This window comes from Bradyrhizobium sp. 18BD (assembly GCF_054185225.1).
Map to the genome: position 1 here is coordinate 43,097 of NZ_JAVAYL010000032.1, position 13,705 is coordinate 56,801.

At 65.2% G+C, this 13,705-nt stretch carries 9 protein-coding genes; 3 read left to right on the forward strand and 6 right to left on the reverse strand.

Features of this window, described 5'->3' with window-relative positions; translation table 11 throughout:
- Position 1 precedes the first annotated feature (1 nt).
- Positions 2-2,785, forward strand: a complete 2,784-nt coding sequence (treY, locus tag RAD16_RS38090) for a malto-oligosyltrehalose synthase (RefSeq protein ID WP_458163008.1) — start codon at positions 2-4, stop codon at positions 2,783-2,785.
- Between the two features lie 3 nt (positions 2,786-2,788).
- Here the strand turns inward: treY and RAD16_RS38095 are convergent, their stop codons facing one another.
- On the reverse strand, positions 2,789-3,106 hold the full coding sequence (locus RAD16_RS38095; protein ID WP_458163009.1) for a polyhydroxyalkanoic acid system family protein: 318 nt from the start codon (positions 3,104-3,106) through the stop codon (positions 2,789-2,791).
- Between the two features lie 181 nt (positions 3,107-3,287).
- Between RAD16_RS38095 and RAD16_RS38100 the strand changes: the two genes are divergently transcribed.
- On the forward strand, positions 3,288-3,452 hold the full coding sequence (locus tag RAD16_RS38100; RefSeq protein WP_007595743.1) for a DUF3309 family protein: 165 nt from the start codon (positions 3,288-3,290) through the stop codon (positions 3,450-3,452).
- A gap of 128 nt (positions 3,453-3,580) precedes the next feature.
- Here RAD16_RS38100 and ligD read toward each other — a convergent pair whose 3' ends face one another.
- Positions 3,581-6,262 (reverse strand): DNA ligase D, encoded by a 2,682-nt coding sequence (gene ligD / locus RAD16_RS38105; protein ID WP_458163010.1) that lies wholly within the window; start codon positions 6,260-6,262, stop codon positions 3,581-3,583.
- A 118-nt stretch (positions 6,263-6,380) separates the two neighbouring features.
- On the opposite strand from ligD, the gene ku reads away from it, so the two are divergent.
- Positions 6,381-7,265 (forward strand): non-homologous end joining protein Ku, encoded by an 885-nt coding sequence (ku, locus tag RAD16_RS38110; protein ID WP_458163011.1) that lies wholly within the window; start codon positions 6,381-6,383, stop codon positions 7,263-7,265.
- Between the two features lie 122 nt (positions 7,266-7,387).
- Here the strand turns inward: ku and RAD16_RS38115 are convergent, their stop codons facing one another.
- The 4 genes from RAD16_RS38115 to kdpB form a co-directional block, all read right to left on the reverse strand.
- Positions 7,388-8,077, reverse strand: coding sequence for a response regulator (locus RAD16_RS38115; RefSeq protein ID WP_458163012.1), 690 nt, complete (start codon positions 8,075-8,077; stop codon positions 7,388-7,390).
- Complete coding sequence (locus RAD16_RS38120) at positions 8,074-10,797, reverse strand: DUF4118 domain-containing protein (protein WP_458163013.1); 2,724 nt, start codon at positions 10,795-10,797, stop codon at positions 8,074-8,076. The genes RAD16_RS38115 and RAD16_RS38120 overlap by 4 nt, the downstream gene beginning before the upstream one ends.
- 40 nt (positions 10,798-10,837) lie before the next feature.
- Complete coding sequence (locus RAD16_RS38125; RefSeq protein ID WP_458163014.1) at positions 10,838-11,443, reverse strand: K(+)-transporting ATPase subunit C; 606 nt, start codon at positions 11,441-11,443, stop codon at positions 10,838-10,840.
- 143 nt (positions 11,444-11,586) lie between these two features.
- Positions 11,587-13,701, reverse strand: coding sequence for a potassium-transporting ATPase subunit KdpB (gene kdpB / locus RAD16_RS38130; protein ID WP_458163015.1), 2,115 nt, complete (start codon positions 13,699-13,701; stop codon positions 11,587-11,589).
- Between the last annotated feature and the right edge of the window lie 4 nt (positions 13,702-13,705).

A 13,705-nucleotide genomic window follows, 5' to 3' on the forward strand; every position in this document is an offset into this window, starting at 1 on the left:
TATGCCTTCCGCGATTCCTCTCGCGACTTACAGGCTTCAGCTCACCGCGGATTTCGACTTCGACAAGGCCGCTGCGGTGGTGCCTTATCTCAAGGCGCTTGGGATCACGCATCTCTACGCCTCGCCGGTGATGAAGGCGCGCAAGGGCTCGACCCATGGCTACGACACCGTCGATCACAGCCAGTTCAATCCCGAGCTCGGCGGCGAAGCCGGCTTCGCGCGGCTGAGCGAGGCGCTGATGCAGCACGATCTCGGCCTCATCATCGATTTCGTGCCCAACCATGTCGGCGTGCATTTTGCCGATAATCCCTGGTGGCTCGACGTGCTGGAATGGGGCCAGGCCTCGCCGCACGCGGTCTCCTTCGACATCGACTGGGATCAATTGGCTTATCGCGCCCGCGGCGGCGTGCTGTTGCCGATCCTCGGCGCGCCCTACGGCGAGGCGCTGGAGCGCGGCGAGATCGAGCTGCGCTATGACGCGGACGAAGGCAGCTTCTCCGCGTGGTACTTTGAACATCGCCTGCCGATCGCGCCGGAGCGCTATGGCGAAATGCTGCGGATGATCGTGAAGGAAGCCGACGCCGCCGAGACGGAAGCCGGCAAGCGCCTGCTGTCGCTCGCCACGCGCTACACTGGCCTGCGCCGGCCGAACCGCAAGGAAGCGCCCGGCTTCAAAGCCGAGCTGAAGGAGATCGCGGGCGCCACCGACATCATCGCGCGCGGCCTCGCGGCGTATCGCGCGGCCAAGGATCGGCCCGCGCCGACGCTGGCGCTGCATCACCTGCTGGAGCGCCAGAACTACAAGCTCGGGCACTGGCGGCTTGCTTCCAGCGACATCAACTACCGCCGCTTCTTTGACGTCAACGGGCTCGCGGGCCTGCGCGTCGAGGACCCCGGGACCTTCGCCGCCACGCACCGGCTGGTGAAGCAGCTCGTTGCCGACGGCAAGCTGCAGGGCATCCGCCTCGATCACATCGACGGCCTGCGCGATCCCGCGCAATATTGCCAGCGGCTGCGTCGCCTCGTGCGCGATGCGCAGGGCAAGACAAAGCCGTTCTACACGGTGATCGAAAAGATCCTGTGCGAGCACGAGAAGCTGCCGCACTTCGCCGGCGTCCAGGGTACCACCGGCTATGAATGGATGAACGTCATCACGCAGGTGCTGGTCGATTCCAAGGGGCTGGAGGCGCTGGACGAGACCTGGCGGCAGATCAGCAACCGGCCGCCGCGGCTCGCGCCTTACGTCAAGGACGCCAAACGGCGTGTGCTGGAGACGCTGCTGACCAGCGAATTCACCGTGCTGACGCGCCTGCTCGCCCGCATCGCCAACGGGCATTACTCGACCCGCGACTTCTCCGCCGACAGTTTGCGGCAGGCGCTCGAACTCTACGTGCTGCATTTCCCGGTCTATCGCACCTATTTGACGCATGGCGGCCCGACCGCCCTCGACCGCAAGCTGATCGACGACACCATCGCGCGCGCCCGCGCCGAGTGGTTCGCCGCGGATGAGGGTATTTTCGACTTCCTGCGCGATGCGCTGACCATGGACCTGCTCAAGCCCGGCCGTCCGCCGCACAGCGCCCCGCGCGTGCGCCGCTTCGCGCTGAAGGTGCAGCAGTTCACGGGGCCGATGATGGCGAAGTCGCTGGAGGACACCGCGTTCTATCAATTCCACCGGCTGCTCGCCCTGAACGAGGTCGGCGGCGATCCCGCAAGCCATGGCCTCACCATTCCCGCCTTCCACGAGGCGATGCGCGCGCGCGCCAAGGAATGGCCACTGGGGATGACGGCGACTGCGACCCACGACACCAAGCGCGGCGAGGACGCCCGCGCGCGGATCGCGGCGCTCAGCGAGATCCCCGGTGAATGGACCAGCGCAGTGGCGCGCTGGAAGGTGCTGAATGCGCCGCACATCGTCCTCAACGGCAATCTGCGCGCGCCGTCGGCGACGTTCGAGTACATGCTGTACCAGACCTTGCTTGGCGCGTTGCCTCTCGAGGGGCCTGATGCCGGTTTCGTCGAGCGCATCCAGGCCTATGCGCTGAAGGCCGCGCGCGAGGGCAAGGAAGAGACGAGCTGGCTCAATCCGCACGAGGCGTATGAGAACGGCATCAGGAGCTTTATCGAAAAGATCCTCGATCCCGTGCTGTCGAGAGAGTTCATCGAGGCGCTACAAACCCTGGCCCGCCGCCTCGCGCTGCTCGGCGCCCTGAACTCGCTGAGCCAGCTCACGCTCAAGGCAACGCTGCCGGGCGTGCCCGATTTCTACCAGGGCACCGAAGCCTGGGACCTCTCGCTGGTCGATCCCGACAACCGCCGCCCCGTGGATTTTGCCGCGCGCGATGCGGCGCTGGCGTCGCTGGACACGCCGGACTGGAGCGGACTGATCAAGAACTGGCCCGACGGTCAGCTCAAGCTGGCCTGGACCCGGCACCTGCTCAAGCTGCGCAACGTGCTCGCCGACGTCTTTGCGCAAGGCGACTATCAGCCGCTGGAGGTCCGCGGCGCGCACGCCGATCATGTCCTTGCGTTCGCGCGCCGCCATGGTCGTGTCGCAACCATCGTCGTGGTCGGACGGCAATTTTCACCCTTCACGCAGGCGGGCCGAGAATGGCCTGTCCTCGAAGGATTCGACGCAACCGTCGACATTACCGGCTACAGCGCGCCGGGCCTTGCGAGCAGCGAGCTTCCGGTCGCGCAAGCCTTCCGTGGTTTTCCTGCAGCCGTCATCGAGGCCCGCACCGCAAGCGCCATCAGGGCTCCGCGACAGCGCGTCCGCGCCTGACGGCTACTTTCCGCCGTCCTTGGTCAGCAGCAATTGCCCGCGCTTCTGGATGGCCGCCTGCGCCATCTCGGCGAAGCGCTGCAACAGCCACGGCAGCATCACCTCGACCTTGACATGGTCGTCGGCGACGTCGACCTGGCCGCTCGCGATCTGCCCGAGCGCGCGGATGCGGAAATTCATGCTATCGCCGCTCCAGCGCTCCTCCTCGACCTGCATCACGGGAATGCTCGCTGCAGCGCGGCCGAGCCCGGTCTTGAGTCGGCGTATCGCCTCCTCGCGGCCGAGACGATGCGGAATGGAAACGACAAGCGGTGCTGACATGGCCCGGCCCTGTGGTGACTGATCCTCACATAATCATGCCGGCTGAAGCCGCAAAGGTTCCATGCAACTTGGACCTGTGGCCCCGTTTCAAAACCGGAACTTTAAAACATGCGGCAAGTTGCCCTCGCACCACGGGACAGGTGCAAGCGACCCTTTCAACGAAGGGCTGGAGGAGACTGGCATGTCTATCGGTACGATCATTCTGATCATTTTGGTCATCGCGCTGCTCGGCGGCTTCAGCGGCATCGGCGGCGGGCCGTTCTACGGCACCGGCTATTACGGCGGCGGCGGCCTCGGGCTCGTCATCGTCATTCTGCTGATACTGCTATTGCTGGGACGGATCTAGCGGCATCCGCGATGCCGTAGGGTGGGCAAAGGCGCTCTTGCGCCGTGCCCACTTCTTCGCCGCAACAAAAAGATGGTGGGCACGCTTCGCTTTGCCCACCCTACGGGGGTCGCACCCGGAGCACGAGCCTACTTCATTTTCCCTGCAAGCTTCTTCGCCGCCGCCTTGATCGATGCCGCCGCATCGTCGTAGCCATCCCAGGCCTTCGATCGCGCCAGCAGGCCCGGAACCGTCCGCACCGTATATCGCTTCGGATCGAGATCGCCCTTCACCTGCGCCCAGGTGACCGGCATCGACACTGTCGCACCGTCGCGCGCGCGGGGCGACAAAGGCGCCACCGCGGTCGACAGGCGATCGTTGCGCAGATAGTCGAGAAAGATCTTTCCGTTGCGCAGCTTCTTCGACATGTTGAGCAGATAGCGCTCGGGATCGTCATCGGCCATCCACTGGCAGATTCCTTGCGCGAACGCCTTGGCTTCCTTCCAACTGACCTTGTCGCGGGCGCCATGGAGCAGCGGCACCACGACGTGCAGGCCCTTGCCGCCGGTGGTCTTGCAAAAGCTCTCCATGCCGACATCGGTGAGCCGCTGCCGCATCTCCTTTGCGGCCTCCACAACGTCGGCGAACTTCACATCCGGTGCCGGATCGAGGTCGAACACCAGCCGGCCCGGCGTGTCGTAGGCGTCCGGCGCGCAATTCCAGGGATGCAACTCGACGCCGCCGATCTGCGCGACCGCGGCAAGACCCTCGATGCGGTCGATCTGCAAATACGGCTTGCGATCGCCGGAGACCTTGGCGAGTTCGAGCAGGTTCGAGGTGCCCTGCATGGCATGACGCTGGAAGAATTTCTCGCCGCCGATTCCGTCGGGCGCGCGCAGGATCGAGCAGGGGCGGCCCTTGATGTGCTCGATTATCCAGGCGCCAACCGCCTCGAAATAGCGCGCCAGGTCGAGCTTTGTGACGCCCTCGCCGTCGCCGCCATCAGGCCATAGCTCCTTGTCAGGCTTGGAGATGACGACGCCCATCACCTCGGCGGCGCCGCCCCCCTTCGATGGCTTGCTCGTCTTCGAGACGGCGCGCTTCCTGAGCGTCGGTTCTGCCAGTTCGGTATCTGCCGGCGTCTCCGCCTCGACCTCCTCGGCCGGCTTGTCCTGCCGCAATCCCTTGAACGCCGCCTGACGGATATTGCCATCGGCGGTGAAGCCGGCGAACTCGATTTCAGCCACCAACTCGGGCTTCAACCAATGCACGTCCCGGGTCTTCTTCGGCGCATTTTTGCCGCCGAAGGGGCTTTCCTTGGCCTCCATGGCTTTCAACGACGGCATGATGCGCTTGACCTTGTCGGCACCAAATCCGGTCCCGACCATACCGACAAAGGCGAGATGATCGCCGCGATGCACGCCGGCCATCAGCGAACGGAATTTCCCGGCCGTCGTCTTCCAGCCGCCGATCACGACTTCATGCCCGGCGCGGCATTTTGCCTTGGTCCAGCTCTCGGTCCGGCCCGAGCGGTACGGCGCATCGAGCTTCTTCGAGACAACGCCTTCGAGCTCGAGCTTGCAGGCCGATTGCAGCACGGCATCGCCGCCGCTCTCGAAATGCTCGACATAGCGGATCTGGCTCGATTTCCTCTTGCGCGCATCCAGCAGCGCCTTGAGGCGCTCCTTGCGCTCACCGAGCGGCAGACGGCGATAGTCGAGGCCTTGGGCGAACAGCAGGTCGAAGGCAAAGAAGATCAGGTCCTCGGTCTTGCCGTCGGACAGCGCGGCCTGGAGCGAGGAAAAGTTCGGCGCGCCGTTGTGGTCGAGCGCGACGATCTCGCCGTCGATCATGACATCAGGCAGCCCATTCGCCTCCTTCGCGATGGACGCGAACTTGTCGGTCCAGTCGAGGCCCTTGCGCGTCTTCAAGGTCGCCTCGCCGTCCTCGACGCGCAGCTGGACGCGGTAGCCGTCGAACTTGATCTCGTGGCACCAGCCGTCGGCCGCCGGCGGCCGCTCGACCGGCGTGCAGAGCTGCGGCGCGACGAAGTCCGGCATCTCCGAGACCTTGCTCGCGTTCGTCGCTGTCGTGGCCTTCTTTTTCGAGGTCTTGCTCTTTGCCGTCGCGCCGCTCTTCAACGCCGCGCGCGGCGCCGGCTTGACCGTGCGTCCTTTCGTCCCCTCGGCGCGGTTGGACTGCCAGACCGCATCGGCCTTGCCCTTGCCCTTCGCCAGCATGAACGGCTTTGGCGCGCGCCCCTTGCCGCCGGCGATCTGCTCCATGGCGCGGCCGGAGGCAACCGACTTGTCCTCCGCCAAAATGTCCTCGTCCTCGCTGGCATATTCGTCACGGTGCTTGATCAGCAGCCAGTTGGTGCGCTTGCCGCCATCGCGGTCATTCCGCATCCGCACCAGCACCCAGCTTCCACGCAGTTTCTCGCCGCGGAGCGTGAACTTGAGGTCGCCATTTTTGAAGCCGGCCTCAGGATCATCGGACTCCCAGGTGCCGCGGTCCCACAGCATCACCGTGCCGCCGCCATACTGGCCTTCGGGAATGGTCCCTTCGAAATCGCCATAGTCGAGCGGATGGTCCTCGACCTCGACCGCCAGGCGCTTGTCGTGCGGGTCGAGCGAGGGCCCCTTCGTTACCGCCCAGGATTTGAAGACACCATCGAATTCGAGCCGGAAGTCGTAATGCAGCCGGGTCGCATCGTGCTTCTGGATCACGAAACGGCGCTGCCTGGACGGCGCAACCGCGGTCTCGCCCGAAGGCTCCGGCGTCTTCTCGAAATCGCGTTTCTGTCGATAGGTGGAGAGTTTTCGCAGCACGACCGGTCCCGCATTCTCTAATCGCGATGAAGCCTATCACGGCAAAAGTCCCGCCCGGAACCAAAACCCGACGGCGCGGTTGGGGTTCCAAAACGCCTTGAAATCACTGGAGAATGGAATGGCCCCGCGCGCCTATTGGAAGGGAACGTTGAAACTGTCGCTGGTCAGCTGCCCGATCGCGCTCTACCCCGCGACAACGGCGGCCGAGAAGACGCGGTTTCACATGATCAACCGCGAGACCGGCAACCGGCTCAAGCAGCAGATGGTGGATTCCGAGACCGGAGATGTCGTCGAGAGCGACCAGAAGGGCCGCGGCTACGAGCTGCGCAAGGGCAAATATGTCGAGATCGAGCCCGAGGAACTCGAGGCGGTCCAGATCGAGAGCAACCACACCATCGACATCGAGAGCTTCGTGCCGAGCGACGAGATCGACCAGCGCTATCTCAACCACCCCTATTACATCGCGCCGGAAGGCAAGGCCGCGGTGGATGCCTTCGCCGTGATCCGCGACGCCATGAAGGACCAGGACCGCGTCGCGCTCGCCAAGATCGTGCTCACCAACCGCGAGCACATCATCGCGATCGAGCCGCTCGGCAAGGGCTTGCTCGGCACCACGCTGCGCTACCCTTACGAACTGCGCGACGAGGAGCAGTTCTTCGACGACATCAAAAGCCCGAAGATCACCAGGGACATGGTCGAGCTTGCCGGCCACATCCTGCACACCAAGGCCGCGCATTTCGATCCGAAGAAGTTCAAGGACGAGTACGAGACCGCGTTGAAGGCCCTGGTGAAGCGCAAGGCGAGCGGCAAGAAGATCGAGCTGCCGGAGCCCGAGGAGCGGCCGAGCAACGTCGTCAGCCTGATGGACGCGTTGAAGCAGAGCCTGAAGGGACGTGGCGGGAAGAAGACAGCGGCGAAGTCGCATGCGCGGCGAGCGACGGGAAGACGACAAGCCGCGAAGAAGGCGCACCGTTCGACGGCGCGGCATCGGAAGGCGGGTTGATTTTCTCCGTCATTCCGGGGCGATGCGAAGCATGGAGCCCGGAATCCATCATGCCAAGCGTGCCGGGCCGATAAATGGATTCCGGACTCGCGCTGGCGCGCGCTCCGGAATGACGGGGTGGATCAATCCCCCGCCTTTAGCCGGTACCCGATCCCCGTCTCGGTCAGCACATATTGCGGACGCTCCGGATCGGCCTCGATCTTCTGGCGGAGCTGGCGGACGTAGACGCGCAGATACTGCGCGTCGGTCAATTCATCCCAGAGCTCCTTGAGCAGGAAGCGGTGGGTGAGCACCTTGCCGGCGTGCTGCACCAGCACGCGCAGGAGGTCGTATTCCTTCGGCGACAGTTTGACGTCGCGCTCGCCGATTTTGACGATGCGGCGGACGAGATCGACCGAGAGATCGCCGGTGCGGAACACCGGGCGCTCGCCCTGCACCTGGAGCTGGTGCCGCAGCGCGGCGCGCAGGCGCGCCAGCAGCTCATCCATGCCGAACGGCTTTGTCAGATAATCGTCGGCCCCGAGATCGAGCGCCTGCACCTTGCCGGCCTCGTCGCCGCGGCTCGACAGCACCACGATCGGGACGGCCTCATTGCGGGCGCGGATGGTGCGCAGCAGCTCATGGCCCTGGATATCGGGCAGGCCGAGATCGAGGATGATCAAGGCGGGTCCCTCAGCAAGCTTCTCCAGCGCGATCTTGCCGTTCGACGCTTCGAGGATTTCATAACCCTGCGTCGTGAGCCCCATCCGCAGCAATTTGCGGATCGGCGGCTCGTCGTCGATGACAAGAACCTTGATCGGGGCAGCACTCATGCGGCAGTATCCAATGCGTGGGTCTGTGCCGGAACCGGCAAACGGATGGTGAGGACGGCGCCGCTGCGGTCGCTACGGTTTGCAGCCGTGATCGTGCCGCGCATGGCCTCGACGAAGCCTCGGGAGATGGCAAGGCCGAGCCCGGTGCCGGGACGGACGTGATCGCCCTTCTGCACGCGGTAGAATTTGTCGAATACGCTCTCGAGCTCGCCGGGCGGAATGCCGGCGCCTTCGTCGGCGACCTCAAGCACCACCTGATCCCGCTCGCGCCGGCTCTTGATCGCGATCGTGGTGTCGGGCGGCGAATATTTGGCGGCATTGTCTAGCAGGTTGAACAACACCTGCTCGAACAGCACGGCATCGAGCTCGAGCATCGGCAGGTCGGCCGCCAGCACCAGTTCCACCTTGTGCGCGGCGAGGATCTTGCTCGCGCGCCGCAGCGCGCTGCCGACGATCTCGCCGAGGTCGTGCAGCGCCGTATTCGGAACGATGGCGCCGGATTCGAGCTTGGTCATATCGAGCAGATTGGCGATGAAGCGGTTGAGCCGCTCGGATTCGTCGATCACGGTGGCGAGCAAATCGCGCTTCTCGCTGTCCGACAGCGCGCCTGCGAGATCGCGCATGGTCGAGGCGGCACCGAGCACCGAGGCCAGTGGCGTCTTCAGATCATGCGAGATCGAGGTCAGGAGCGCCGAGCGCAACCGCTCGGACTCGATAGTGCGCTTGACCCGGTCCATGTCCTCGACCAGCAGCACGCGTTCGATCGCGAGCGCGCCCTGATCGACCAGCGCATCGAGCAGTCTCCGCTGGTCCGGCGTCAGCAGCGGACCGGTGCGATCATTGTCGATGCCGATGACGCCGATCGGGCCGCGCCCGGTGCGCATCGGCAGGAACAGCCGCTTCGCCCCCGGCAGCGTATCCGAGCCGCGGCCGGCGGACCGATCATTGCTCCAGGCCCAGTTGGCGGCGGCAAGATCGGCCTGGTCGAGCTGGTCCTCGGGCGGATAGCCGGATTTCACCGTCAGCAGGCCGTCTTCCGGCAGCAGCAGCACGACGCGCACCTTCAGCATCAGCGCGAGTTGATAGGCGCTTGCCCACAGCACATCGTCGAGCGTCGCAGTGCCGGCGAGCTTGCGGCTGAACGCATAGAGCTGCTCGGTGGTGCGGATGCGGCCGATCGCGGTGTCCGCCTGGATGCGCACGCGCGCGGCGACGTTCGACACCACGAAGGCGATCAGCATGAAGAAGAAGAACGCTGCGACGTTGGTCGGATCGGTGATGGTGAGCGTGTAGACCGGCGGCAGGAAGAAGAAGTTGTAGGCCAGTGACGCCGCGACACTCGCAAGCATTGACGGCCACAGCCCGTAGCGGACGGCAACCGTCACCACGGCCGTCAGGAACATCAGGTCGACGTTCTCGATGCCGAAATACGGCTTGATGGCCACGGCGGCTGCGAGGCCAAGCGCGGTGATCCCGAGCGCCTTCAGATACGGCCGGGTGTCGAACGGTTCGGAGCGCGCCGCCGTCTGCACCGCCGTCTTGGGCGCGGCTTCCTCAGGCAGCTCGTCGCCGGGGATGACATGGACGCTGATATTGCCGGCGCGGCGGACCAGATCGTGCACGACCGAGCCGCGCGTCATCTCGAACCAGCGTGAGCGCGTGGACTTGCCGATCACGATCTGGGTGACGTTGTTGCCTTGCGCAAAATTGATGACGTCATCCGCGATGCGCCGGCCGACAGCAGGGATGGTCAGCGCTTCGCCACCGAGCGACTCCGCAAGCCGCAGCGTATCGGCGAGGCGGTCACGCTCCTCGTCGGACAATTGCAGGGATCGCCGCGTCTCGATCGAGATCGCGGTAAAGGGCGCATGCAGCCGGTCGGCCAGCCGCTTGGTGTACCGCACGAGGCCTGCGGCGCGCGGATCCTCGCTGACGCAGACCAGGATGCGCTCGCCCGCGGCCCAGGGACCGGCGATGGCGTTGGCCTGCATGTGGGTGAGCAGCTGTTCGTCGACCCGTTCCGCTGTGCGGCGCAGCGCCAGCTCGCGCAGCGCGGTCAGATTGCCGGGCGAGAAATAGTGCTCCAGCGCCCGCTCGGCCTGTTTGGGGACGTAGACCTTGCCCTCCTTCAAGCGCTGGATCAGATCGTCGGGCGTGAGGTCGATCAACTCGATCGCGTCGGCACGATCAAAGATCGAGTCCGGCACGGTCTCGCGCACCCGCACATGGGTGATCTGGGCGACGACGTCGTTCAGGCTCTCGATGTGCTGGATGTTGACGGCGGTATACACGTCGATGCCGTGGGAGAGCAGCTCCTCGACGTCGAGATAACGCTTGGGATGGCGGCTGCCGGCGGCGTTGGTGTGGGCGAGCTCGTCGACCAGCGCGATTGTCGGCCGCCGCGCGATCACGGCGTCGAGGTCCATTTCCTCGACCGTCTGCCCGCGATAATCGAGCCGCTTGCGCGGGACCACCTCCAGCCCGCGCACGAGCGCCTCGGTCTCGGCGCGGCCGTGGGTCTCGACGAAGCCGACCACGACGTCGATGCCGGCCTTGCGCCTGGCGTGGGCGCTTTGCAGCATCTCGTAGGTCTTGCCGACGCCGGGGGCAGCGCCGACGAAGATCTTCAGCTTGCCGCTCGCACTCTCCTCCCGGCGCGCGGCTTCCAGCAGTGCCTCGGGAGACGGACGTTGTTCGGGATCGCGGCGCTCTCGGACCATATGGCCAATATAATCATCGGAGCGCCACGAGCCTAGACCGCTACTTGGCGGCGGCGCGATCGAGCGCGAGGTTCAATGCCAATACGTTAACGCGGGGTTCGCCGAGCAGGCCGAGCAGACGGCCTTCGGTATTGGAGACCACGAGCTGCTTCACCGTGTCTTCCGGCAAATTCCGGGCCTTTGCGACACGCGGAATCTGGAATTGCGCGGCTTCGGGAGAGATGTCCGGGTCGAGGCCGCTGGCCGAGGTGGTGACGAGGTCGACGGGCACGGCCGCATGGGGATTTTCCGCCTTCAGCTTGTCCACATCCTCCTTCAGCCGGTCGGCCAGAGCCTTGCTGGTCGGGCCGAGATTGGAGCCGCCGGAGTTGGCGGCGTTGTAGGGCGCCGAGACGGTCTTGGTCGAATCATTCGGATCCGGCGCAAGCGTCGCCGAGGGACGGCCGTGGAAATACTTGTCGTCCCTGAACTCCTGCCCGATCAGGGCGGAGCCCACCACCTTGCCGTCGCGCTCGATCAGGCTGCCTTGCGCCTTGGCGGGGAAGATCGCGCCGGCAATGCCGGTCATCGCGAGCGGATAGGCAACGCCGGTGATGGCGGTCAGCACCAGCAACAGGACGATGGCGGGGCGGATTTCTCTGAGCATGTGTTTCTCCGATGTCTTTCGTCATTGCGAGGAGCGAAGCGACGAAGCAATCCAGTCTGTCAGCCGTGGAGACATTTCTGGATTGCTTCGCTTCCGCCTTCGCTCTTCGAGCTACGGCGGACAAGTCGCTCGCAATGACGGGGTTAGGCCAGGTGCAGGGCAACCACGACGAGATCGATCGCCTTGATGCCGATGAAGGGAATGACGATGCCGCCAAGACCGTAGATCAGGAGGTTCCGGCGGAGCAGCGCACCGGCACCGATCGCGCGGTAAGCGACGCCCTTCAGCGCGAGCGGGATCAGGCCGATGATGATCAGCGCGTTGAAGATGATCGCCGAGAGGATGGCGCTCTGCGGGCTCGACAGGTTCATGATGTTGAGCACGTTGAGCTGCGGGTAGAACGCCAGGAACATCGCCGGGATGATCGCAAAATACTTGGCGACGTCGTTGGCGATCGAGAAGGTCGTCAGCGCACCGCGCGTCATCAGCAGCTGCTTGCCGATCTCGACCACCTCGATCAGCTTGGTCGGGTTGGAGTCGAGGTCGACCATGTTGCCGGCCTCGCGGGCGGCCTGGGTGCCGGTATTCATGGCGACACCGACGTCGGCCTGCGCGAGCGCCGGCGCATCGTTGGTGCCGTCGCCGCACATGGCGACCAGCTTGCCCTTGGCCTGCTCGTCGCGGATCAGCTTGAGCTTGTCCTCGGGCGTTGCCTGGGCGAGGAAATCATCCACGCCCGCCTCGGCCGCAATCGCGGCCGCCGTCATCGGATTGTCGCCGGTGATCATGACGGTGCGGATGCCCATGCGGCGCAACTCGGCAAAACGCTCGCGGATACCGCCCTTGACGATGTCCTTGAGCTGGATGACGCCGAGCAGCTTGCCGTCCTTGGCGACCGCCAGCGGCGTGCCGCCGGCTTTCGAGATCTCGTCCGCGATGGCCTGAATCTCGCGGCCGGTCTCCGAGAGCCCGGCGGGCATGATGGCACGGGCCGTGTTGCCGGAGGCCACTGCCAGCGGCGCACCGCCGCCGACATAGTTGAGCATCGCGTCCACCGCGCCCTTGCGCACCGACGAGCCGCCGGCATCGACGCCGCTCATGCGGGTCTGTGCCGTGAACGGAATGAAGGTGGCGCCGAGCTCGGCCATGTCGCGGCCACGGATGCCGTACTTCTCCTTCGCCAGCACGACGATGGAACGGCCCTCCGGGGTCTCGTCGGCAAGCGAAGCGAGCTGGGCCGCGTCCGCAAGCTCCTGTTCGGTCACGCCGCGCACGGGGCGGAAGGCGGTTGCCTGCCGGTTACCGAGCGTGATGGTGCCGGTCTTGTCGAGCAGCAGCGTGTCGACGTCACCGGCAGCCTCGACCGCGCGGCCGGACATCGCCAGCACGTTGAAGCGCACCAGGCGATCCATGCCGGCGATGCCGATCGCCGACAGCAGCGCACCGATCGTGGTCGGGATCAGCGTCACGAACAAGGCGACCAGCACGATCACCGAGATCGAGCCGCCGGCATAGGCCGCATAGCTCGGAATGGTGACGGTGGCGAACACGAAGATGATGGTGAGGCCGGCGAGCAGGATGTTGAGCGCAATCTCGTTCGGCGTCTTCGCCCGCTCGGCGCCCTCGACCAGCTTGATCATGCGGTCGATGAAGGTCGAGCCTTGCGCCGCGGTGATGCGAACGCGGATCCAGTCGGACAGCACCTGCGTGCCGCCGGTTACGGCGGACCGGTCACCGCCGGACTCGCGGATGACGGGCGCGGATTCGCCGGTGATGGCGGCCTCATTCACGGAGGCGACGCCCTCGATCACCTCACCGTCGGAAGGGATGGTATCCCCGGCCTCGACCAGCACGATGTCGCCGACCTTGAGGCTGGTGCCCGGCACCAGCTTGAAGTCCGGGCCTGCGCCGGTCAGGAGCTTGGCCTGGCTCTCGGTGCGGGTCTTGCGGAGCGATTCCGCCTGCGCCTTGCCGCGGCCTTCGGCCACCGCTTCGGCGAAATTGGCGAACAGCACCGTGAACCAGAGCCAGAGGATGATCTGGAAAGTAAAGCCGAGGCCGCCCCCTCCCGTGAGGACATCGCGCAGGAAGATCACGGTGGTGAGCGCGGCCACGATCTCGACCACGAACATCACGGGGTTCTTGATCATCAGCCGCGGGTCGAGCTTGGTGAAGGACGCCCGGATCGCGGGGAGCACGATCTTGGGATCGAGCATCGCCGACATCGGGGCACGTTTTTGCAGTTTCATCGTTTCCATGGAG

Coding starts and splice junctions, on each gene's coding strand:
- RAD16_RS38095 (WP_458163009.1), bottom strand. CDS start 3,106: ATGTCAGCACCGCTTGTCGTTTCCATTCCGCATCGTCTCGGCCGCGAG.
- treY (WP_458163008.1), top strand. CDS start 2: ATGCCTTCCGCGATTCCTCTCGCGACTTACAGGCTTCAGCTCACCGCG.
- RAD16_RS38115 (WP_458163012.1), bottom strand. CDS start 8,077: ATGAGTGCTGCCCCGATCAAGGTTCTTGTCATCGACGACGAGCCGCCG.
- RAD16_RS38100 (WP_007595743.1), top strand. CDS start 3,288: ATGTCTATCGGTACGATCATTCTGATCATTTTGGTCATCGCGCTGCTC.
- ku (WP_458163011.1), top strand. CDS start 6,381: ATGGCCCCGCGCGCCTATTGGAAGGGAACGTTGAAACTGTCGCTGGTC.
- kdpB (WP_458163015.1), bottom strand. CDS start 13,701: ATGGAAACGATGAAACTGCAAAAACGTGCCCCGATGTCGGCGATGCTC.
- RAD16_RS38120 (WP_458163013.1), bottom strand. CDS start 10,797: ATGGTCCGAGAGCGCCGCGATCCCGAACAACGTCCGTCTCCCGAGGCA.
- RAD16_RS38125 (WP_458163014.1), bottom strand. CDS start 11,443: ATGCTCAGAGAAATCCGCCCCGCCATCGTCCTGTTGCTGGTGCTGACC.